General features: G+C 71.0%; 23 protein-coding genes and 1 tRNA gene. 7 read left to right on the top strand and 17 right to left on the bottom strand.

Features of this window, described 5'->3' with window-relative positions; genetic code table 11:
* Positions 1-77: 77 nt before the first annotated feature.
* The 4 genes from FS532_RS18205 to FS532_RS18190 all read right to left on the bottom strand — a co-directional run bounded on the left by FS532_RS18205 (position 78) and on the right by FS532_RS18190 (position 4,632).
* Positions 78-1,250 carry a mechanosensitive ion channel family protein gene (locus FS532_RS18205; protein ID WP_144757399.1) on the bottom strand — a complete coding sequence of 391 codons (1,173 nt, stop codon included), beginning with the start codon at positions 1,248-1,250 and terminating at the stop codon, positions 78-80.
* A gap of 102 nt (positions 1,251-1,352) precedes the next feature.
* Positions 1,353-2,303 (bottom strand): glycine betaine ABC transporter substrate-binding protein, encoded by a 951-nt coding sequence (locus FS532_RS18200; protein WP_144757397.1) that lies wholly within the window; start codon positions 2,301-2,303, stop codon positions 1,353-1,355.
* A gap of 14 nt (positions 2,304-2,317) precedes the next feature.
* On the bottom strand, positions 2,318-3,292 hold the full coding sequence (locus FS532_RS18195; RefSeq protein ID WP_144757395.1) for an ABC transporter permease: 975 nt from the start codon (positions 3,290-3,292) through the stop codon (positions 2,318-2,320).
* Entirely contained in the window at positions 3,289-4,632 is a 1,344-nt protein-coding gene (locus FS532_RS18190; RefSeq protein ID WP_186322146.1) for a quaternary amine ABC transporter ATP-binding protein, read from the bottom strand. The genes FS532_RS18195 and FS532_RS18190 overlap by 4 nt, the downstream gene beginning before the upstream one ends.
* A 429-nt stretch (positions 4,633-5,061) precedes the next feature.
* On the opposite strand from FS532_RS18190, the gene FS532_RS18185 reads away from it, so the two are divergent.
* Together FS532_RS18185 and FS532_RS18180 are read left to right on the top strand one after the other, a co-directional pair.
* A complete protein-coding gene (locus FS532_RS18185; protein WP_144757393.1) occupies positions 5,062-6,597 on the top strand; it encodes an amino acid permease in 1,536 nt (511 codons plus the stop codon).
* 81 nt (positions 6,598-6,678) lie between these two features.
* A complete protein-coding gene (locus tag FS532_RS18180) occupies positions 6,679-6,999 on the top strand; it encodes a hypothetical protein (protein ID WP_144757391.1) in 321 nt (106 codons plus the stop codon).
* Positions 7,000-7,022: 23 nt separating this feature from the next.
* On the opposite strand, the gene FS532_RS18175 is transcribed toward FS532_RS18180, so the two are convergent.
* Positions 7,023-7,949 (bottom strand): aldo/keto reductase, encoded by a 927-nt coding sequence (locus FS532_RS18175; RefSeq protein ID WP_186322143.1) that lies wholly within the window; start codon positions 7,947-7,949, stop codon positions 7,023-7,025.
* A gap of 73 nt (positions 7,950-8,022) precedes the next feature.
* Between FS532_RS18175 and FS532_RS18170 the strand changes: the two genes are divergently transcribed.
* The gene (locus FS532_RS18170; protein ID WP_222122018.1) at positions 8,023-8,619 is read left to right on the top strand and encodes a TetR/AcrR family transcriptional regulator; all 597 of its coding nucleotides are present in this window, start codon (positions 8,023-8,025) and stop codon (positions 8,617-8,619) included.
* Here FS532_RS18170 and FS532_RS18850 read toward each other — a convergent pair.
* The 9 genes from FS532_RS18850 to FS532_RS18125 all read right to left on the bottom strand — a co-directional run bounded on the left by FS532_RS18850 (position 8,591) and on the right by FS532_RS18125 (position 15,874).
* Positions 8,591-9,427, bottom strand: a complete 837-nt coding sequence (locus FS532_RS18850; RefSeq protein WP_186322142.1) for a VOC family protein — start codon at positions 9,425-9,427, stop codon at positions 8,591-8,593. The two genes, FS532_RS18170 and FS532_RS18850, sit on opposite strands and share 29 nt — an antisense overlap.
* 114 nt (positions 9,428-9,541) lie before the next feature.
* On the bottom strand, positions 9,542-10,165 hold the full coding sequence (locus tag FS532_RS18160) for a PepSY domain-containing protein (RefSeq protein ID WP_144757385.1): 624 nt from the start codon (positions 10,163-10,165) through the stop codon (positions 9,542-9,544).
* 48 nt (positions 10,166-10,213) lie between these two features.
* Positions 10,214-11,545: a sensor histidine kinase gene (locus tag FS532_RS18155; RefSeq protein ID WP_144757383.1), complete on the bottom strand. Its 1,332-nt coding sequence runs from the start codon at positions 11,543-11,545 to the stop codon at positions 10,214-10,216.
* On the bottom strand, positions 11,538-12,215 hold the full coding sequence (locus FS532_RS18150; protein ID WP_144757381.1) for a response regulator transcription factor: 678 nt from the start codon (positions 12,213-12,215) through the stop codon (positions 11,538-11,540). The genes FS532_RS18155 and FS532_RS18150 overlap by 8 nt, the downstream gene beginning before the upstream one ends.
* A 655-nt stretch (positions 12,216-12,870) precedes the next feature.
* A complete protein-coding gene (locus FS532_RS18145; protein ID WP_144757379.1) occupies positions 12,871-13,083 on the bottom strand; it encodes an SCO4848 family membrane protein in 213 nt (70 codons plus the stop codon).
* Between the two features lie 107 nt (positions 13,084-13,190).
* A complete protein-coding gene (locus FS532_RS18140; protein WP_144757377.1) occupies positions 13,191-14,048 on the bottom strand; it encodes an alpha/beta hydrolase in 858 nt (285 codons plus the stop codon).
* Entirely contained in the window at positions 14,038-14,964 is a 927-nt protein-coding gene (locus tag FS532_RS18135; RefSeq protein WP_144757375.1) for a hypothetical protein, read from the bottom strand. Before FS532_RS18135 ends, FS532_RS18140 begins: the two co-directional genes overlap by 11 nt.
* A complete protein-coding gene (locus FS532_RS18130) occupies positions 14,961-15,437 on the bottom strand; it encodes an ImmA/IrrE family metallo-endopeptidase (protein WP_144757373.1) in 477 nt (158 codons plus the stop codon). Before FS532_RS18130 ends, FS532_RS18135 begins: the two co-directional genes overlap by 4 nt.
* On the bottom strand, positions 15,434-15,874 hold the full coding sequence (locus tag FS532_RS18125) for a hypothetical protein (protein WP_144757371.1): 441 nt from the start codon (positions 15,872-15,874) through the stop codon (positions 15,434-15,436). Before FS532_RS18125 ends, FS532_RS18130 begins: the two co-directional genes overlap by 4 nt.
* Positions 15,875-15,957: 83 nt before the next feature.
* Between FS532_RS18125 and FS532_RS18120 the strand changes: the two genes are divergently transcribed.
* Complete coding sequence (locus FS532_RS18120; protein ID WP_144757369.1) at positions 15,958-16,608, top strand: IMPACT family protein; 651 nt, start codon at positions 15,958-15,960, stop codon at positions 16,606-16,608.
* Between the two features lie 103 nt (positions 16,609-16,711).
* Here the strand turns inward: FS532_RS18120 and FS532_RS18115 are convergent.
* Positions 16,712-16,787: transfer RNA gene (locus FS532_RS18115), tRNA-Lys, on the bottom strand.
* Positions 16,788-16,879: 92 nt separating this feature from the next.
* Between FS532_RS18115 and bcp the strand changes: the two genes are divergently transcribed.
* The gene (gene bcp / locus FS532_RS18110) at positions 16,880-17,350 is read left to right on the top strand and encodes a thioredoxin-dependent thiol peroxidase (RefSeq protein ID WP_144757367.1); all 471 of its coding nucleotides are present in this window, start codon (positions 16,880-16,882) and stop codon (positions 17,348-17,350) included.
* Positions 17,351-17,424: 74 nt separating this feature from the next.
* On the opposite strand, the gene FS532_RS18105 is transcribed toward bcp, so the two are convergent.
* Complete coding sequence (locus FS532_RS18105) at positions 17,425-17,847, bottom strand: hypothetical protein (RefSeq protein WP_144757365.1); 423 nt, start codon at positions 17,845-17,847, stop codon at positions 17,425-17,427.
* Positions 17,848-18,107: 260 nt separating this feature from the next.
* Between FS532_RS18105 and FS532_RS18100 the strand changes: the two genes are divergently transcribed.
* On the top strand, positions 18,108-18,356 hold the full coding sequence (locus FS532_RS18100) for a WhiB family transcriptional regulator (protein ID WP_022904217.1): 249 nt from the start codon (positions 18,108-18,110) through the stop codon (positions 18,354-18,356).
* 144 nt (positions 18,357-18,500) lie between these two features.
* Here the strand turns inward: FS532_RS18100 and FS532_RS18095 are convergent, their stop codons facing one another.
* Positions 18,501-20,006, bottom strand: coding sequence for a sensor histidine kinase (locus tag FS532_RS18095; RefSeq protein WP_144757360.1), 1,506 nt, complete (start codon positions 20,004-20,006; stop codon positions 18,501-18,503).
* A 117-nt stretch (positions 20,007-20,123) separates the two neighbouring features.
* On the opposite strand from FS532_RS18095, the gene FS532_RS18090 reads away from it, so the two are divergent.
* A complete protein-coding gene (locus tag FS532_RS18090) occupies positions 20,124-20,537 on the top strand; it encodes an Rv3235 family protein (protein WP_144757359.1) in 414 nt (137 codons plus the stop codon).
* Positions 20,538-20,544: the final 7 nt, after the last annotated feature.

Raw genomic sequence — 20,544 nt, 5'->3', positions numbered from 1 at the left:
CGCGAACGCGACCAGCAGACGGACTGGAGGCGCGGTGCCAGCTGGCACCGCGCCTCCAGTCCGTCCCGGGGACGCGCTCAGCGCTCCGAACGCGGGATGTCGGACGTCTGGATCGGACCGGTGAACAGGGCCGCGCGGTCCTCCTGGTCCGGGGTGAACAGCGCCGAGGACGACGCGGTCGAGGCGGTCCGGCGGGACGCACGCGGCTCGACGGCATCCTCGACCATGAGCACCCGCTGCACCGGCTGGGCATCGGGGTGGGTGCGTTGGATCCAGGCGACCAGTTCCTCACGGACGTAGCAGCGTAGGTCGAACAGCGACGGGGCGTCGTGCGCGGTGACGAGGACACGGACGTGCACGAACCCCTGAACGGCGTCGGTCACCTGCAGCACCTGGACCCGGCGGTCCCAGAGCTCGGTGCGGTCGAGGATGCGCTCGAGCTCCGCACGCATCTCCCCCGGGCGCACCCGCCAGTCCAGGTCGAACTCGACGGCGCCGAGCAGTTCGCTGTTCGTCCGCGTCCAGTTCTCGAACGGCGTGCTCGTGAAGTACGTCGACGGCAGCACGAAGCGCCGGTCGTCCCACAGGTGCACGACGACGTAGGTGAGGGTGATCTCCTCGATGCGCCCCCACTGCTGCTCGACCACGACGACGTCGTCGACGCGGATCGAACCGGAGAACGCGAGCTGCATGCCGGCGAACACGTTGCCGAGCGTCGACTGCGCGGCGAGACCCGCGATGACGGAGATGAGTCCGGCCGAGGCGAGCACGCTCGCGCCCGCCGCCTCGACGCCGGGGAACGTGAGCAGGATGGCGCCGACGCCGATGATGACGAGCACCGCGACCGTGAGGCGGCGGAGAACCAGCACCTGCGTCCGGATCCGCCGGGCGACCCGGTTGTCGGGCACGTCGACGCGGTAGCGGTGCAGCCCGAGGCTCTCGAGGACGATCGCGATCGCGCAGGCGAGCCACGTCCCGACGCCGATCGTGACGATGAGGAAGGTGTGCGAGACCCCGTCGCGCCACGGGTACACGTCGGAGTGGTCCGGGATGCTCGACGCGAAGGCCGCCCAGAGCAGTACGACGAGGAGCATCGTGCGGGTCGGGTGCTTGGTGCGGCGCGAGAGCACGGCCGCCCAGCGCTTCCGTCTGCCGAGGGCGCGGAACACGAGGTGCAGGACGAGGGCAGCGGCGGCGGTGACGAGCATCGCGAAGCCGATCGCGACGAGGAGCCGGAGGAGGGTGTCCATCCCTCCATGCAACCAACTGGACGACGGTCGTCGCCCAGCGGACCGCAAGACGGGAGGCGCGGTGCCAGCTGGCACCGCGCCTCCCGTCCTGCTCGTCAGCCGCTACTTCGACGACGTGAGCGAGTCCACGTAGTCCTGGTGCTCGGACGCCCACTTCGCGGTGATCGCCGGGTACTCGCTCGTCTTCGCGCCGCTGTTCACGAGCGCGTTCTCCAGCGAGTAGAGCGTGTCGGAGTCCATCGAGAAGTCGGACATCCACTTCGACGCCGTCGGGAAGTCGTCCTTGATGGACTTCTTCGCGATGGTGTGGATCTCCTCGTTCTTGCCGAGCGCGCCCTTCGGGTCCTTCAGGTCCTTGATCGGGAACGCGTCGTACGCCCAGTGCGGACGCCACAGCGTCACGACGACGTCCTGCTTCTTCGCGATCGAGGCCTTGAGGTCTGCGAGCATCGCCGGCGTGGAACTCGTCACGAAGTCCATGCCGTCGAGGCCGTACTGCGGGATGACCTGCTCGGACACGACCTTCGTCTCACCGGCGGCGGGCTCGATGCCGATGATCTTGTTGCCGAAGTCCGACGCGTGCGCCTTGAGCTCGTCGATCGAGTCGATGTCCGAGTACTCCGGCACGGCGAGCTCGAGCGACGCCTGCTCGTTCCACGCACCGAGGTCCGTGAGGTCCTTGCCGTACGTGTCCATGTACTCCTTGTGCGTGTTCGGCAGCCAGGTGTCGAACACGACGTCGTAGTCGCCGGAGGCCAGGCCCGTGTACGCGGGCGCGACGTCGGAGTTCGTGAGCTGGACGTCGTAGCCCTTCTGCTCGAGGACGTACTTCCAGAGGTAGCTGGCGGCGGTGTCCTCGTCCCAGCCGTTGAAGACGACGACGTGCATCGACTTCTGGTCACCGTTGTCGAGCGTGCCGGTCGCGCCGTAGTAGCCGGGCGGCATGCAGGCGGAGAGGCCGAGGGCGGTGGCGGCGGCGAGCGCGGCCGCCGCGAGGGTGCGCTTGGTTCGCTTGTGCGGGGTGTGGTTGCGCGGGGTCTGGTTGCGCTTCATGGTCTGGTCCTTCCTCACGCGTCGACGGTCTGGCGGTCGGTGACCGCTTCGGTGGTGGCGGCGGTCTGGGCGGTCGCCGCGTTCGGCGTCGCGGTCACCGTCGGCTTCCGCTTCCGTCCGAACAGCCTGGAGGCGCGCCCCGCGTCGCCGCCGAGCGCTGCGGTCAGGCGGTCCAGCAGGATCGCGAGGACCACGACGGACAGTCCGGCCTCGGCACCCAGGCCGACGTCGATGCGGTTCAGCGACGCGACGATCTGCTCGCCGAGCCCACCGGCGCCGACCATGCCGGCGATGACGACCATCGAGAGGGACAGCATGATGACCTGGTTGACGCCCGCCATGATGCTGGCCTTCGCGAGCGGCAGCTGGATCTGGCGGAGGATGCGCCACGGGCTGGAGCCGAACGCGGCGCCGGCCTCGACGACCTCGCTCGGGACCCCGCGGATGCCGAGCTCGGTGAGACGCACACCCGGAGCCATCGCGAACACGATCGTCGCGACGATGCCGGGCACGACGCCGACGCGGAAGAGCAGCAGCGCCGGGATCAGGTAGACGAACGCCGGGGTGGTCTGCATGAAGTCGAGCACCGGGCGGATGATGCGGCTCGCGGTGTCGGAGCGGGCGGCCCAGATGCCGAGCGGCACGCTGAACACGACGGCGAGGCCCGCGGCGACGATCACGAGCGCCAGGGTGTCCATCGCGTTCGTCCACTGACCGACGCTCACGATGAAGAGCAGGCCGATGGCGGCACCGATGGCGAGTTTCCAGCCCTTCGCGACGAACGCCAGGACCACGAGGACCGCGACGACCACCCAGAACGGCGGGGTGGAGAGGAAGTACTCCATCCACGCGTCCATCCACGTGAACACGTAGCGGACGACGTCGAAGAAGCCGGAGAGGTAGGTCGTGATCCAGTCGACGATCGCGGCGACCCAGGTGCCGAGGGGCAGGTGGAAGTCGCCGAAGGAGTTGGTACCGGGGGTGATCATGCGTGGTCTCCTTCGGTGACGACGGGGTGTTCGCCGTTCGCGGCGAGGGTCGAGTCCATGTCGGAGTCGCTGATGCGGGTCACCGGCTCGAGCACCGGGATCGGCATCGTCGCGGTCGGCACGTTGCCGAGCGCCGCGAGCAGCGTGACGCGCGGGACCACGCCGAGCAGGCGCCCCTCGTCGTCCACGACCGCGATCGGCAGCGGCGACTCGACGGCGAGCTCGAACAGGTCGGTGAGCGCGGTGTCCGGGGCGACCCGGGCGTACTCGGTGTTCACGATGGCGTCGAGGTTCGTGTCGCCGGCCTTGACCTGGCGCATGACGTGCCGGTCACGGACCCAGCCCTCGAGCTTCCGGCCACGGCCGGTCACGAAGACCGCCGCGGTCTGCAGGTCGCGCATGGTGCGCAGCGCGCCTCGGGGTCCGACGGTGAGCGGGACGGCCGCACGTGCGGGCTCCATCACGCTCGCGGCGGTCAGCACGCGGGCACGGTCGACGTCCTGCACGAACTGGGCGACGTAGTCGTTCGCGGGGTCGGTGAGGATGTCTTCCGGCGAGCCGATCTGGACGATCCGGCCGTCGCGCATCACGGCGATCCGGTCACCGAGGAACATCGCCTCGTTCAGGTCGTGCGTGATGAAGACGATGGTCTTGCCGAGGCGCTGCTGCAGGTCGACGAGCTGCTCCTGCATCTCGCGGCGGATGAGCGGGTCGAGGGCGCTGAACGCCTCGTCCATGAGCAGGACGTCCGTCTCGGCGGCGAGGGCGCGGGCGATGCCGACGCGCTGCTGCATGCCGCCGGACAGCTCGTCGGGCTTGGCGTCCGCCCAGACGTCGAGGCCGACCAGGCCGATGACCTCGCGGGCCTTGGCGAGCCGGGTGGTCTTGTCGACGCCGTTCACCTCGAGGCCGTACGCAACGTTCTCGAGCACCGTGCGGTGCGGCAGCAGTGCGAAGTGCTGGAAGACCATCGACACGCTCGTGCGACGGATCTCGCGGATCTCCTTCGGCGTGGCCTTCGTCACGGTGCGGCCACCGATCTCCACCGTGCCGGCGGTCGGCTCGAGCAGACCGTTCAGCATCCGGATGAGGGTCGACTTGCCGGAGCCCGAGAGCCCCATGACGACGAAGATCTCGCCGGGACGCACGTCGAACGACGCGTCGATGACGGCTGCGGAACCGAGGTCGCGGACCTCGTCACGCGTCGCGCCGGCGGCCAGACGGCGGACGGCTTCGCCGGGACGTCGGCCGAACACCTTGTAGGCGCCGCGCACGCTCAGCGCTGGATCGGCGGTGGGGTCGTCCGGCGTGGTGGCAGGCCGGTCCTGGGGTGGTGCGATGGTCAACGGTGCTCCTCGCGGGACCGCGGCGCACGGGCGCACGGCGGTCTCGGTGTGGTTGCGGACGGGTCGCCCGGCACCCTGTTCGGCGGCACCGCATCGAGCCCGCGCAACAGGCGCAGGGCGAGCGATCACGCACGCGGGGGTCGTACTCGGGACGACCCCGGTCCGGCCGACCGTACGGCCAGCGCTGTGCTGCTGCGCTGGACGCGTCCTGATCGTCGGTGTCCCCTGAAGGGACGTTCAAGGCTATCGGCGGTTGTCCCCCATCGCGAATCCGGTTCCGCCGGATTCCCGGCACCGCTGTACCCCGACCACGGCGTGTCGCCCAGTGGCATGGGGATCGCGATCGTAACCGTCCCGTTACAGTTCAGGCGTCTCGCATGTTTGTGTGCCGCCCCGCTTCCGCGCACCTGTAGCGTGTCGCGCATGACAGCGCAGAACGACACCGGGGTGGACCGCGCGCCCGCGAACGACTTCTCGCACGAGCAGGAGGGCTACCAGCACGGTCTGAAGCCCCGGCAACTGCAGATGATCGCCATCGGCGGCGCGATCGGCACCGGCCTCTTCCTCGGCGCCGGCGGCCGACTGCACACCGCGGGCCCGGCCCTCGCGGTCGTCTACCTGATCGCGGGCATCTTCGCGTTCTTCATCCTGCGTGCGCTCGGTGAGCTCGTGCTGCACCGTCCGTCCTCCGGGTCGTTCATCTCCTACGCCCGTGAGTTCTACGGCGAGAAGTTCGCGTACGCCGCGGGCTGGATGTACTTCCTGAACTGGGCGATGACCTCGATCGTGGACACCACCGCCGTCGCGGTCTACCTGAAGTACTGGTCGGCGTTCACCGCTGCTCCACAGTGGCTCCTCGCACTCATCGCCCTCGTGGTCGTCCTCGCCGCCAACATGGTCGCGGTCAAGGTGTTCGGTGAGCTCGAGTTCTGGTTCGCCCTCATCAAGGTCGCCGCCCTCGTCGCGTTCCTCGTGATCGCGCTCATCTGGCTGATCTGGGCCTTCCCGGTCGAGGCAGGCGGCGAGACCGTCCGCACCGGCTTCAGCCTCTGGGCCGACAACGGCGGACTGCTGCCGAACGGGCTGCTCCCCGCGGTCCTCGTGGTGCAGGGCGTCGTGTTCGCCTACGCCGCCATCGAGCTCGTCGGTACCGCGTCCGGTGAGACGCAGGACACCGAGAAGGTCATCCCCCGCGCCATCAACTCCGTCATCCTCCGCATCGCGGTGTTCTACGTCGGCTCGGTCGTCCTGCTGTCGATCCTCCTGCCGTACACCGCCTACAAGGAGGGCGAGAGCCCCTTCGTCACGTTCTTCTCGTCGATCGGCAACCCGCAGGTCGGGGCGATCGTCGGGTCGATCATGAACTTCGTCGTGCTCACCGCGGCACTGTCGTCCCTCAACGCCGGCTTGTACTCGACCGGCCGTGCGCTGCACTCGATGGGCATGAACGGCTCGGCGCCGAAGTGGACCACGAAGATGTCGAAGGGCGGCGTGCCGTACGCCGGCATCCTGCTGACCGCGGCGTTCACCGTCGCGGGCGTCGTGCTCAACTACTTCATCCCGAGCCAGGCGTTCGAGATCGCGCTGAACATCGCCAGCCTCGGCATCATCACGGCGTGGGGCACGATCATCCTCTGCCAGATGAAGCTCCGCTCGTGGGCGAAGCAGGGGCTCGCGAAGGAGCCCTCGTTCAAGCTGCCCGGTGCCCCGGTGACCTCGTGGTTGACGCTCGCGTTCCTCGTGTCGGTGATCGTCCTGATGGCGATCGACTACCCCGTCGGCACCTACACGATCGCGTCCCTCGTCATCGTGATCCCGCTGCTCATCGTCGGCTGGTTCCTGCAGCGTGACCGGATCCTCCGCATCGCCTCCCTGCGCGAGGGCGTCACCGGCCCGTTCCCCGTGACCGGCCGTGACCCCGCGAACCAGGTGCGCCGCCGCGACGAGGACGGTCACTGACCGTCCCCCTCCTGTCCGGATAGCGACGACGCGGCTCGGCGCCGCACGCACGGGTCCGGCACCCCTCGGTACGATCGGCGGGTGCCGGACCCTTCTGCATCCCCCGCGACCTCGTCGCCCGTGCTCGACCTCCAGCTGACCTGGCGTGGCACGTTCGGCCGCGTCCGGGTGTTCGACGACCACGCGTCGGCGGAGACGAGCTTCGAGCGCGACGGCCTCACCCAGGTGCCGATGGACGCCGTGCACGGGTGGCGCATCGAGCCGTGCGACTTCGACGCGGTGTGCGTCGAGTTCGTCACGGCCGACGACACCTACCGCGTGCTGCTCGACACGTCGGACGAGAAGGTCGCCGGGCTCGCACTCCGCCGGGTGCTCGGGGCACCGCTGCCGTCAGAGTCCTGACCCGGACCGGTCTCCCCAGCCGCTCACGGCCAGGTGCGCTCCGTCTGCCCGTCGGCGACCCGCTGCGACCACACCGCGTCGAGTGCGGTCGTCTGGGCCTCGGTGAGCACGATGCTCCCGACCGCGAGGTTCTCGGCGAGGTGGTCGGCGTTCGACGTGCCGGGGATCAGCAGGACGTCCGGTGCGTGCCCGAGCAACCAGGCGAGCCCGAGCTGCGCGGGCGTGATGCCGAGCTCAGCGGCGATGCGGAGCACTTCGGGCTCGTCGGCGACCTTCGGCAGCCCGGGGAACGCACCGCCGAGCGGGAAGTAGGGAACCCACGCGATGCCGTTCCGCACGCACACGTCGAGGAGCGCCTCGTGCTCACGGGCCACGAGCGAGTAGGCGTTCTGCACGCACACGATCCCTGCCGCGAGCCCGCGGCCGAGGACCTCGCCGGACACCGCGCTCAGCCCGATGCCGCCGATGAGCCCCTCGTCCCGCATGGCGGTCATCTCCGCGAGCTGGGCGTCGAGGTCCACGAGCTCGTCCCCCTGCGCGATGAGACCGGGGCCGATGTCGGCTCGACGGAGGTTCACCACGTCGATGCGGTCCCGTCCGAGGCTCCGCAGGTTCGCGTGCACCTGCGCACGGAGCTGCTCCGGGCGCTGCGCCAGCGCGAGGGGCACCGGGGCGTCCACGCGGACCGCACCGACCTTGCTCACGACGACGACCTCGTCCGAGGCGCCGAACGCCCGACGGATCACGTCGTTCGCCACCCCGTCTCCGTAGAAATCGGCGGTGTCGACGTGGTCGACCCCGAGGTCCCGCGCGCGGTGCAGCAGCGCCGCCCCGGCATCACGGTCGTCGGCGAAGCGCTCGAGGGCCATCGCGCCGTACCCGATCCGCGCGACGGTCCGTCCGCCGAGGTCGTACGCGCCACCCGGGCGCCGTGTCTCGTTCTCCTGCATGGGGGTCTCCGGTAGTCTCATCCGAAGCGGAGGAACCTCCGCTTCACCGATCATAACCGGAGGGCCCTCCGCTTTGTCCAGCGAACCGACGTCCCCCGTCCGGCGGCCGCGCGCAGACGCCGCCCGCAACCGGGAGCGACTCGTCGAGGCCGCGCGGGCAGCCTTCACCACCCACGGGGAGGACACCTCGCTCGAGGGCATCGCCCGGGCAGCCGGGGTCGGCATCGGCACGCTCTACCGGGCGTTCCCCACGCGCGAGGACCTCATCGCGGCCGTGTACCGCGCCGAGCTCGACGCAGCCCTCGACACCGTCGACGACTCGCTCCGCACAGCGACCACCGGTGCCGGGGCACTGCGATCGTTCAGCGGTCGGTACGCCGAGTTCGTCGCCACGAAGCGCGGCCTCGCCGAGACCGTCCGGGTGGGTGCGCTCCGTGGCGCAGCCGAGGCCGCGGGCACCCGCGACCGGGTGAACGCGGCCGTGCAGCGCTTCCTCGACGCCGGAGCCGCGGACGGCTCGCTCCGCGAGGACCTGCTCGCGGACGACGTCACCGCGGCACTGATCGGGATCCTGCTGTCGACGCGGGACGCCACGGACACCGAGCAGACCGGTCGTCTGCTGGACATCCTGCTCGCTGGACTCAGTCGGAGTCCGGCGCGAACTGCGTGACGCGGAACGTCGCACCCTGCGGGTCCCGGAGTTCCGCTGCCTTCGTCCAGAAACCCTCCCACGCGCCGAGCACCGAGCCGCCGAGCCGCTCGGCCAGCGCGGCCGCGTCGTCTCGGTCGGCGACGCTGAACGAGACGTGCCAGTCGTCCGGGCCGGAGTCCGTCCGGGCCAGGGCGCCGATCACGTCGGCGAAGCCCTCCGGAGCGCCGGCCTGGCGTTCGCGGATGTCCGGGTCCGAGGTCGCGGCGAGGTGGTCGCCGTACCCGGGCAGCCGGACCATCGCGCTCGGGCCTTCCTCGATGCCCGAGACCCGCCACCCGAACAACTGCTCGTAGAACGAGAACGCATGCTCGGGCTCCGTCGAGCGCAGGTCGCTGAACACCCAGCCACCGGGGGCGTTGATGTGCTGCGCGCCGAGCCGAGCCCGGGCCTGCCAGAGACCGAACGCGGCACCGCGGGGATCGACGCAGTCGACGCTGCGGCCGGCCACTCCCCCGGGCCCGGCGTCCTCGGGCGCAGCGGCCGAGCCGCCGAGCTCGACGACCCGGGCGGCCGCGACATCGGCGTCGTCGACCGCGATGTACGTCGTCCAGGTCGCCGGGTCCTCGCTCGAGGCGATCGCACCGACCTCGTGCCCGTCGAGGCTCACGATCCGGTACGACCCCGGGGCACCGGGCGGCAGCCGCTCCTCGAAGTCCCAGCCGAACAGGCCGCCGTAGAACGCCTGCGCGGCGTCCGGGTCGAGCTGTCGGGCGTCGATCCAGCTCGGGACGCCCTGGGGGTAGGTGCGCGGGGTCTGGTCGGTCATCGTCGCTCCCTGGTCAGCCGACGCTCGGCCGGATGCCCCCGGTCTACCGCGCACCACCGACGCGCGCACGCGCGGCGGCGACCCCTGCGCGGCGACGGGCGTCCACGCGAGCCGTCAGTCGTCGGTGTCGACCCGGTCCGTGACGACGTCGCCCGAACCGGCGTCGATCCGGACGCTGTGCTTCGTGCCGGACGGGTCGCGGACGTCGCCCTCCCAGACCACCTTCCCGAGGTGGTCGTCGAGCCCGAGCTCGGTGATGGTACCGGCGTGCAGGTCCTCGAGCTTGCCCGCAGCGTCGGTGACGTCGAGGTCGGCCGCCGCGACGAACCGGTCGTTCTCGGCGCGGTCATCGGCGTCGGAGGTCTCGGCCCGCGGCGACCCGGACACCGAGGTGCCCTCGGCGTTCGTGTGGACCTCGTGCTCGTTGCCGTCGTCCGTGACGACCAGGACCTCGTACGCCGAGCCGTTCTGTTCCTGTTCGACGGAGATCACGACACCGGACCCGACGGCCTTCCGGGCGGTCTCGACCGCCGCACGCAGGGCGTCGTTCGATGCAGCCGCGGTGGTGGCGGTCCCACCGGAGGAGTTCGACGACGACGCTGCGGACGACGGCGCGCCCGAGGAACCGGACTGCGCGGTCGAGCACCCGGCGAGGGCGAGGGCGGCCACGAGCGGCAGGGCGGTGAACCCGGCGATACGACGGGCGGAGCGGACGGAGGCGGTACGGGGAGTGTTCATGCGACCAGCGTGCCGAACGGGTGCTGAAGCAGACCTGAAGCGACCTGTTCAGCCACCGAGTGCGATGCGGACGACGAAGCGCGCACCACCGAGCGGGGAGTCCGTCACCGTGACGTCGCCACCGTGCGCCCGGACCGCGTCCCGCACGATCGCGAGCCCGAGACCCGCGCCGCCGGCGTCCCGGCTGCGGGCATCGTCGAGCCGGACGAACCGCTCGAACACCCGGTCGCGCTCCTCCGTCGGGACCCCGACGCCGTCGTCGTCCACCGTGAGGACCGCCCGTCCGCCGTCCTCGGCGAGCGCCACGGCCACCCGTGCGGACGCGTGCCGGAGGGCGTTGTCGACGAGGTTGCGGACCACCCCGGCGAGCACGCGCTCGTCGCCGAGGACACGGGCGGCGGCGATCCCGGAGCCGTCGACGTGGACGCGGCCGGCACCCCGGGCCCGGGCGACCGCGTCGAACGCCAGGTCGTCGAGATCGACCGGACGCCGCTGCCCGATCCCGCCCTCGTCGAGCCGGGAGAGCTCGAGCAGCGCCGTGACGAGGTCCTGCAGCCGGAGCGCCTCGGACCGGACGACCTCGGACAGCTCGGTGACGTCCGCGCGCTCGGGGTGCGCCGCGGCGACCTCGGCGTGCTGCCGGATCGTGGCGATCGGCGACCGCAGCTCGTGGGAGGCGTCGGAGACGAACCGCCGCTGCCCCTCGGCGGAGCGGTCGAGCCGGTCGAGCATGGCGTTCATCGTGTCCGCGAGCCGGGCGATCTCGTCGCCGGTGTCCGGCACGGCGACCCGGGCGTCGGGACGCGCCGCCCGGATCGTCTCGACCTCGTTCCGCATCCGTTCGACCGGCCGGAGCGAGCGACCGGTCACGACCCAGGTCACGGACCCCATGAGGACCACGAGCACGGGGACCCCGACCGCGAGCAGCGCCACGGCGGCACCGACGGCCGCGTCGGTCTGCTCGAGCGAGACGCCGTAGACGAGGGTCGCCTCCCCGCCACCCGGCAGGTCGACGTCGTCGGCGACGAGCAGCCACCGCTCGCCGTCGTGCGACCACCGGGACTCCTCGGCGGTGGGCAGCGCGGGCGGGTCGGCGTCGTCGCCGTGCGCGAGCACCGAGCCACCGTCACCGACGACCTGGACGAGGACGTCCTCGTAGCCGCTGACCGCGCCGGCACCGTCGGCCTCGACCCGGGCGGACGCCTGCTCGAGTCCGGACTCCGCCGCGGTGCGCACGCCGTCGAGGAGCACGAGCCGCAGGACCACCACGAACGCCGCGGCGCCGACCAGCAGTGCGGCGAGCACCACCACGACCGCGCCGAGGGTCGTGCGGGCGCGGACGGAGCGGAAGCGCCGCGACCGCCGGGGAGCGTCAGCCACCGTCGGCCGCCAACCGGTACCCGGCACCGCGCACCGTCTCGAGGGACGTCCGCCCGAACGGTCGGTCGACCTTGCGCCGGAGGTGTCCGACGTACACCTCCACGATGTTCGGGTCGCCGTCGAAGTCGACGTCCCAGACGTTCTCGATCACGGCGCGCTTCGAGCAGACCTCGCCGGCCCGTCGGGCGAGGAACTCGAGCACCGCGAACTCCCGGCTGGTCAGGTCGACGGGGACGCCGCCACGGGACACCGTCCGGGCCGCCGGGTCGACGACGAGGTCACCGACCGTGAGGACCGCCGGCCGCTCCCGGGCGCCGCGGCGGACCAGGGCCCGCAGGCGTGCAACGAGCACCGGGTGCGAGAAGGGCTTGGTGACGTAGTCGTCCGCGCCCGCGTCGAGTGCCTCGACCTGGTCCCACTCGCCGTCCTTGGCCGTCAGCATGAGGACCGGCGTCCAGTCCCCGTCGGATCGGAGCTGCGCACACACCGCCCACCCGCTGAGACCGGGCATCATGAGGTCGAGCACGATCGCGTCGTACGTGAACTCGCGGGCGTGCCAGAGTCCGTCGATGCCGTCGTGGGCGACGTCGACCGCCCACCCCTCGGCTTCGAGGCCCCGGCGGACGCCGTCGGCGAGCCGCACCTCGTCGTCGACAACCAGCACGCGCATCCCACGATCCTGCCGTGCCCCGCTGAAGCGGGCCTGAAGCGCCCTGGACGCGACCAGGAGACGGACTGGAGGCACGGTGCGGGCCCGCCCCGTGCCTCCAGTCCGTCAATCGGTGGCGTCGAGTGCCCCCACCAACGCGGTCGCGCTGCGCACGAGGAGCGCGGTGAGCGCGTCTGCGGCCTTCGAGCCCGTCCGTGACGGACGTCACAGCCCCGTCGTCGCCGGGCTCCGGGACGGGTTCGGGTCCTGGCCCGGCATCCGGCGGCGACGGTGCCACCCGTGATCCTGCTCCCTCCGCGACCGGACGGTCTTCACACGGCCGTCCGCGCAACTGAGCGGTTCGTCGGGTGCCGTTCCGCGCGGAGGAGGTCGTTTCGCGCATACCCGGTCATTTCTCCCGACCAGGTACGCGCGATTCCGCTTCCTACCTCACGCGCGATGGGAAGGAACCGACGGACGGGAGGCACGTGGCGGCCCTGCACCGCGCCTCCAGCCCCGCACACGCGCAGCGCGTGCGCGCCGCGGCGGACGCACCGGGCTCTTCCGCGCGTAGGTGGCTGTTTCGCGCATACCCGGTCATTTCTTTCGACCAGGTACGCGCGATTCCGCTTCCTACCTCACGCGCGATGGGAAGGAACGCACGGCAGGGGCGCGCTCAGACGAGCAGGAGGATCCCTGCGACGACAGCAGCCGCTGCGATCACCAGCGCGATGAGCAGCAGCACGAAGTGCACCGTGTAGAAGGTCGTCGGCTTGCCCGCTGCGTCGCGCGCCCGGGAGTCCTTCGCGACCCGCTGGAAGAAGCGCGGCCAGGTGACGACGTTGAAGACGGCACTGATGAACAGGACGACAGCTGCGAAGACGGTCACCCGACGATCCTAGACAACGCACGTCGGGGCCGGTGGTGCTCGGCCGCCCCCAACGCGGCCGAGACCCACCCCGGCAGCCACAGAATCTGTAGCAACTGCTACAAACCCTACACGGCCAGGGCGACGGCGTCGAGCCATCCAGTGGGATTCGTGTCCCGTTCTCCGCCGTGCGTGGCTCCGGCGACCACGTGGAGCCGTGCAGTGCCCGGCCACGAGGCCACGAGCGCACGGCTGGAGTCGAGCGGGACGGTGCGGTCGGCGTCGCCGTGCACGACGAGCAACGACGGGGCGGGACCGGGGGCCTCGGGCAGTCCGAGACGGACCGGCCCGTCCTGACCGGCCAGCCTCGCGAGCCCGGGGACCCGCAGTGTCCACCGCATCACGGCGGCCGCTGCCCGCCCGATCAGGCCGCCGCCGGCGCCGTGCGCGACCGTGGCGTCCCAGTCCGACAGCGGTCCGGTGAGCACGACGCTCCGCACGCGGACCGGGAGCGGCCCAGCGAGAAGCCGGAGCCAGAGCGACGCGCCGAACGACCAGCCGAGCAGTACGACCTCGGTGGCACCACGTGCGGCCGCGAACCGGAGCCACGCGAGCGCCTCGTCCTGCTCGCGCAGGCCGAAGCCGTGTCGGCGCGCCGGGTGCCGGGCCGAGTGCGACGCGAACAGCACGGTGTCCCCGCGGGCGATGAAGGCGTCGGCGACGTCCTGGTGCCGCAGGGGGTGCGAGCCGAGACCCGGCAGGAACACCGCCCAGGTCGTACCGTCGCCGCCCGGGCGGATCCAGCCGGGAAGTCCGCCGACGGACACCGGCTCGAGCCCCGGCGCCGGGACGACGTCCGGCGTCTCGTACAGCGCGGCGGCGCGGCGAGCGATCACGACACCGCCGATCGGGACGAGCACACCGACGACCCCGGCCACCACCCCGACGGTGCGCGCAGCGACGGGCGCGCGACGGCTACGCGACATCGAGCGCTGCCTCGGCGTCCGCCAGCGCTCGACGCTCGGCGTCGCTCAGCGTCTGCCGGGCACGACGAGCACCGTCGTTGATCTCGACGATCAGTCGGCTCAGGCGCGTGGCGGGGTCGCCGGAGTCTGGGTAGGCATTGTCGATCCCGATGCGCTCGTGCAGGGGTGCGAGGCGGCGGAGGGCGACCTCGACCCGGCGGGACCGTCGGCGCCTTGAGACCTGGTGGCCGATCACGAGGAGGAGCATCCCCGACGAGACGCAGATCACGGCGCCTGGGGTCGTCACGTCGTACGGCAGCGCCAGCCCGTGGGTCACGTCGAGGTCACCCACCACGTGCGCGAGGTCCATCACCACGACGACGGCCATCCGCACGACGCCGAGCACACCGCCGAGCACGAGGACCCACAGGCCGACGAGGTCGGTGGTGGTGCGGGCCTCGCGCAGGTGCAGCACGCAGATCAGCCCGGTCGCACCGAGCGCCACCCCGAGGTAGACCGTCTGCGCGATCGAGTAGACGGTCGCTGCCGGGTGCTGCCCGGCATCGAGCATGAACGTCGTCGTGGTCGCCGGCTTGTCGAGGACCACGAAGGCGACGACCACCACGACCACCACGACCGCACACGTGACGACGATCGCGTTCCGGAGCCACGGCCGCGCAGCGCCGACCGCCTTCGCCACACCCCAGAGCAGCGTGCTCGTCCCCGCCACCATGAGGCAGTCACTCACCACGGTCACGACGTTGAACCCGCCGAACAGCGGGTCGAGCCAGAGGTAGAGCGGGTCGACGTTCGTGACGATCGTCGCCGCGAACAGCAGGAACGTGACGGCCAGGGTCCGGTCCTGCCCGCGCTGGAGCACGAACAGCGTCACCGTGCCGGCGATGAGGAGCAGCGCCTGGACGAGCGAGACGATCACCCGAACACCCCGCGGAACGCACTCGGACGACCGCGGTGCCCGCGGATGAGCCCGGCGAGCCGGTCGGCGAAGACCTCGGCCTCGTGCTCGTACTCGTTCGAGAACAGCCCGCGGGCGAGGGCCCGCTCGACCTTGTACTCCGGCAGGTCCGGGATGACGTCGCGGATGTACGCCGCCTGGGGTGCGTGGTCCTGGTGACGGTGCAGGATGTGCCCGAGCTCGTGGCCGATGACGAAGGACCGGAAGGTCTGCGACGCCGTGGGCGAGATCATCACGAGGTGCCGGCGTTCGAGGGTGGCCACGAAGCCGCACACCGGCTCGGCCGCGAGGAACGCCTCTTCACGCACGACGATCGGCTTGCCGACGACCTCGGCCGCTGCCGACACCGCCTGGTCGACGTCCGACCAGCCCTCGGCCGCACCGCGCGCCCAGAACGCCTCGACGAAGTCGTCCGCCCCGACGTGCTCCGTCATGCGACGCTCCCCCGCTCGGACTCCTCCTCGAGGACCTCCGCGATGCGGCGGAGGGCGTCGGGCGAGAGTTCGCCGGGGAAGGTGCGGGCCGCGAACCCGCTCACGCGTGCCGACCGGAGCGACCGGACGAGAGCGAGCTGGGCACCGATGCGCTCGGGGACGTCACTGTCCTCGAGCAGGAAGCGCTCGTCGACCTCGAAGAACCCTGCCAGCAGGCGGAGCAACCCGGTGTCACGGTTGCGTCGTCCGTCGCCGGAGAGCATGTACGTCCACTTCGCCCGGGACAGCGAACCGCCCTGCGCCGCCACGTACTCCTCGATCGCGGAGAACGGCACGGGCGAGCCGCGCTGCGCTTCCTCGAAGTCGAGCAGGAGGTTGAGCCGGCGCGCCAGTTCGGCAGCGTCGAGGACGCCACCCTTCGGAGCTGCTGTCGCCATGTCGATCGGACTCCTCCCCAGCCGCACGTCGTGCAGGACATGGTAGCGCGGGCTGCCGGGTGCCCGCCGCTACCCTCGGGACCGTGAGTCCACGCTTCCCGTCCACGATCGCCGAGCCGGTCGAGCACGAGATCGTCATCACGAAGTCGCGGTTCATCACCACGGTCGCGCCGGTCACGGGCGTCGAGGACGCCGACCGGGTCATCGCCGAGGTCCGCCGACGCCGGTGGGACGCACGGCACAACTGCACCGCCATGGTCACCGGCGTGCTCGGGGACCAGGCCCGGTCGAGCGACGACGGCGAACCTTCCGGCACCGCGGGTGTCCCGATGCTCGAAGTCCTGCGCCGGCGCGACCTGACCGACGTCGTCGTGGTCGTCACCCGGTACTTCGGCGGCGTGAAGCTCGGCGCCGGTGGACTCGTCCGCGCGTACTCGACGTCGGTGTCGGAAGCGCTCGACCGGGCGACCCTCGTGCACCGGCGGGCACTGACCCGGGTGACGGTGGACGTCCCGCACGCCGACGCCGGCCGCATCGACAACGTGCTGCGCGACTGGGTCCGGCACCACGACGCGACGCTCGGCGACCCCGCCTACGGTGTGGCGGCGACCTTCGAGCTCTGGGTGCCGGGCGAGGCGATCGAGCCGCTGCGCGCGGACCTCGCCGCGACCTCGGCCGGCACGCTCGACCCGGTGGTCGGCGAGGAGCGCGTCGTCGACGTCCCCGCGACCTGACCCGGACGAAGTCGCCGCTCGATCGCACTCCGGGCGTGTCTCGCTGATGGCGCCGCAGAGCCGGGAACGACGAAGGCCCCGACTCGATGAGTCGGGGCCTTGTTGGTGCACCCCCTCGGACTTGAACCGAGAACCCACTGATTAAGAGTCAGTTGCTCTGCCAATTGAGCTAGAGGTGCATGTTGCGCTTCCGTGCTGCAACGGGAAACAACAATAGCATGGGTTTCGCGTGCTCCTGACCACTCGGGGCACCGGACTCGACAGGAGCACCATGACCGACCGTCTCGCCGCCGGCGACACCGCCCCCGACTTCACCCTCCCGGACCAGGACGGCACCGAGCACTCGCTCGCCGACCTGCGCGGCAAGAAGGTCATCGTGTACTTCTACCCGGCGGCGTCCACCCCGGGCTGCACCACCGAGGCGTGCGACTTCCGGGACAACATGTCGTCTCTGCAGGCGGCCGGCTACGAGGTGCTCGGCGTCTCGAAGGACGACCTGCCGAAGCTCAAGGAGTTCCAGCACGAGCAGGCGCTCACGTTCCCGCTGCTGAGCGACCCGGACCTCGCCGTGCACAAGGCGTACGCAGCCTGGGGCGAGAAGAACAACTACGGGAAGATCGTCACCGGCACGATCCGGTCGACGATCGTCGTGGACGAGGACGGCACCGTCCAGCTCCCCCTCTACAACGTGAAGGCAACGGGGCACGTGGCGAGCCTGCGGAAGAAGCTCGGTCTGGTCTGAGAACCCGACCAGACGACGGACTGGAGGCGCGGTGCCAGCTGGCACCGCGCCTCCAGTCCGTTGGTCGGTACCGTTTACTCGACTGGACGGGCGAGTGCGTCCGTCACCGGACGCGACAGCACCAGCGTGATGCCCAACAGCGCCGGGATGAGCAGGAGCCACCCGACGGCCGGCACGCGGAAGACACCCTGGAACGCGCCGATCGCCAGGGCTCCCTGCAGCACCTGCCAGACGATGATCCCGGAGCGCACCCACGGCCGGCGGTTCCGGAGGCCGACGAACAGCGCACCGAGCCAGAGCGCCGCGATGGCGGCGAGGATCGTCAGCGCGATGCCGGACGCGAGGCTCGAGGCGGGCGCGACGATCAGTTCGACGACGAGGACGATCGTCACGACGACGAGGGCGGCGAACTCCACACCGACCACCACGAGGAGCGCCACGAGGGCCGGCGACCTCCGCTCGGCGGGGGCGGACTCGTTCGGGGTGGTCTCGGGCACAGCATTCCTCCAGCGTCGGAACCCTTGATTTGGCCCTACCAGTATGGAACGATATTCGAGGTCGTTTGGACGGCACGATGTGGTGTGCGTCTCCCGTGGTTCGACGCTCCTCCCCCGAGCGTTCTGCGGGCGTCAGACTCGCTTCCAGCGGACTCCTCCCCCACGGGTGTCCCCTCGTGCCTCGCGCATGCTCAGCGTTCCGATCCCCGAACCGCGGCCCCGGCCTGCCGTTCGAGCATCGATTTCAAGGAGCACCACACATGGACTGGCGTGACCAGGCAGCCTGCCTCACCGCGGACCCCGAGCTCTTCTTCCCCGTCGGGAACACCGGACCGGCCGTCGACCAGATCGAGAAGGCCAAGTCGGTCTGCGCTCGCTGCACGGTCACCGAGATGTGCCTGCAGTACGCACTCGAGAACAACCAGGACTCCGGTGTCTGGGGTGGCCTCAGCGAGGACGAGCGCCGCGCGCTGAAGCGTCGCGCCGCCCGCGCTCGTCGCGCTTCCTGACGCTGCGCATTTCCCGCAAAACACCGGTGTTCGTCGGCTGAACCCCTGCATGTAGGGGTTCGACTGACGAACACCGGTGTTTTGCTGTCCCCGGTCCCCTCGGCGCCAGGGCCCCGCGGCGCCCGGGCCCCGCGCCGGCCGCGCCTACGCGGCGCCGGCGGCGGTCAGCCAGCGGAACGGGATGGTGATCGTCACCTCGGTGCCGCTGCCGGTCAGGGTGTGCCAGTCGATCGTGCCGCCGAGCTCGCCCTGGATCAGGGTGCGGACGATCTGCGTGCCGAGCCCCGAGCCGACCTTGCCCTCCGGCAGTCCCACGCCGTTGTCGCGGACCTGGATGTCGAGGTGGTCGTCGGAGCGCTCGGCCACGATCTCGACCTCGCCGTCCCGGCCGTCCAGCCCGTGCTCGACCGCGTTCGTGACCAGTTCGGTGAGGCCGAGCGCGAGCGGCGTGGCAGCCTCGGACGGCAGCACCCCGAACTCGCCGGTCTTCTTCGGGTGCACGGTGGTGTTGTGCGAGGCGGCGACCTCGGTGACGAGCTTGAGCACGGAGTCGAACACGTCGTCGAAGTCCACCGTCTGGCTCAGGCCGCTCGACAGGGTGTCGTGCACGACCGCGATCGCCGCGACCCGGCGCATCGCGTTCTGCAGTGAGGTCCGGGCCTCGTCGGAGTGCGTGCGGCGGGCCTGGATGCGCAGGAGGGACGCCACCGTCTGCAGGTTGTTCTTCACCCGGTGGTGGATCTCGCGGATCGTCGCGTCCTTGGTGATGAGCTCGCGCTCCTGGTGCCGCAGCTCGGTGACGTCGCGGCAGAGCACGATCGCGCCGATGCGGTCGCCGTGGTCGCGGAGCGGGATCGAGCGCAGGGACACGGTCACGCCCTTGGACTCGATGTCGGCACGCCACGGGGCACGCCCGGTGACGACGAGCGGCAGGGACTCGTCGACGTCGAGCTGCGCCCCGATGAGTTCGGTGGTGACCTCGGCGAGGGACTTCCGCTCGAGCTCGCCCTCGAACCCCATGCGGTTGAAGGCGCTGAGTCCGTTGGGGCTCGCGAACGTGACGATGCCGTTCGTGTCCAGGCGGAGGAGGCCGTCGCTCGCGCGAGGGGCTCCGCGGCGGGGTCCGGCCGGTGCGCCGATGTCCGGGAAGTCACCGGTCGCGATCATGCCGAACAGGTCGTTCGCACTCGCGGTGAAGTTGAGTTCCTGGCGACTCGGGGTGCGCATCTCGTCCTGGTTCGAGTGCCGCGTGACGACCGCGATCGGGCGCTCGGTGGTCTCGGCGGAGTTCGCACTCAGGCGCCGCAGCACCGGGATGGCCCGCACACGCGTCGGGGTGTCCTCGTACCAGTCCGGCTCGGCGGAGTCGACGACCTTCGCGCCGGCGAAGCACTCGGTGACCTGCTCGCGCCACTCCTCGCGGATCTCCTGCCCGACGATGTCGCGGTAGAAGAGCGTCGCCGCGGAGCTCGGCCGGGCGTGGGCGACGGCCACGAACGAGCCGTCCTCGGCAGTGGGCACCCAGAGGACCATGTCGGCGAACGACAGGTCGGCGAGCAGCTGCCAGTCCCCGACGAGCAGGTGGAGCCACTCCACGTCGGCTTCGGAGGAACGGCCTTGTGCGAGGACGAGGTCACTGAGGGTCGACACCCCGTCAGTCTAGGTGCGCTGCACTGTGGAGAACTCCTCGCTCTCCACAGCCAAGAACGCTGTCGTATTTCTCATGTTGTACGCACCATACGCTCAGGCCCGACGAAAGGGGCAGGGGTGGCGGAGCAAGCACGCCGGATCGACGACGAGGACCGGACGGTGGAGACCACGCACCTCGCCGTGGTCCCGCCCCCGACGGACGTCGAGGACACGGCGAGGGCACTGGGGCTGTGCGTGGCCGAGATCCTCACCGGGGCTCGCGAGGTCGACAGCATCGCGCGCTGGATCACGGACGACGTGCACCGGCACCTGCAACAGCGCGCGACCGTCGCCGCACGGTCGCGGCAGCTGGGCGGCCGGTCACGCGCCCGGGCGCTGCTCCGCGTCGGCAGCGTGATCGTGTGCCGTCCGGCCGACGGCGTCGCCGAGGCGACCGTCGTCGTGCACACGCGCAGCCACGCGCGTGCGGTGGCGATGCGGCTCGAAGAGCGGCAGGGCCGCTGGCGGGCGACCGCGGTCGGGGTCCTGTGACGAGACG

Origin of the sequence: Curtobacterium pusillum (assembly GCF_007673235.1) — a bacterium.
GTDB classification, from domain to species: domain Bacteria; phylum Actinomycetota; class Actinomycetes; order Actinomycetales; family Microbacteriaceae; genus Curtobacterium; species Curtobacterium pusillum_C.
This window is presented reverse-complemented; position numbering and strand designations above follow the sequence as displayed.

Coding starts and splice junctions, on each gene's coding strand:
- FS532_RS18160 (WP_144757385.1), bottom strand. CDS start 10,165: ATGAACACTCCCCGTACCGCCTCCGTCCGCTCCGCCCGTCGTATCGCC.
- FS532_RS18140 (WP_144757377.1), bottom strand. CDS start 14,048: ATGTCGCGTAGCCGTCGCGCGCCCGTCGCTGCGCGCACCGTCGGGGTG.
- FS532_RS18185 (WP_144757393.1), top strand. CDS start 5,062: ATGACAGCGCAGAACGACACCGGGGTGGACCGCGCGCCCGCGAACGAC.
- FS532_RS18100 (WP_022904217.1), top strand. CDS start 18,108: ATGGACTGGCGTGACCAGGCAGCCTGCCTCACCGCGGACCCCGAGCTC.
- FS532_RS18200 (WP_144757397.1), bottom strand. CDS start 2,303: ATGAAGCGCAACCAGACCCCGCGCAACCACACCCCGCACAAGCGAACC.
- FS532_RS18175 (WP_186322143.1), bottom strand. CDS start 7,949: ATGCAGGAGAACGAGACACGGCGCCCGGGTGGCGCGTACGACCTCGGC.
- FS532_RS18130 (WP_144757373.1), bottom strand. CDS start 15,437: ATGACGGAGCACGTCGGGGCGGACGACTTCGTCGAGGCGTTCTGGGCG.
- FS532_RS18150 (WP_144757381.1), bottom strand. CDS start 12,215: ATGCGCGTGCTGGTTGTCGACGACGAGGTGCGGCTCGCCGACGGCGTC.
- FS532_RS18195 (WP_144757395.1), bottom strand. CDS start 3,292: ATGATCACCCCCGGTACCAACTCCTTCGGCGACTTCCACCTGCCCCTC.
- FS532_RS18125 (WP_144757371.1), bottom strand. CDS start 15,874: ATGGCGACAGCAGCTCCGAAGGGTGGCGTCCTCGACGCTGCCGAACTG.
- bcp (WP_144757367.1), top strand. CDS start 16,880: ATGACCGACCGTCTCGCCGCCGGCGACACCGCCCCCGACTTCACCCTC.
- FS532_RS18850 (WP_186322142.1), bottom strand. CDS start 9,427: ATGACCGACCAGACCCCGCGCACCTACCCCCAGGGCGTCCCGAGCTGG.
- FS532_RS18205 (WP_144757399.1), bottom strand. CDS start 1,250: ATGGACACCCTCCTCCGGCTCCTCGTCGCGATCGGCTTCGCGATGCTC.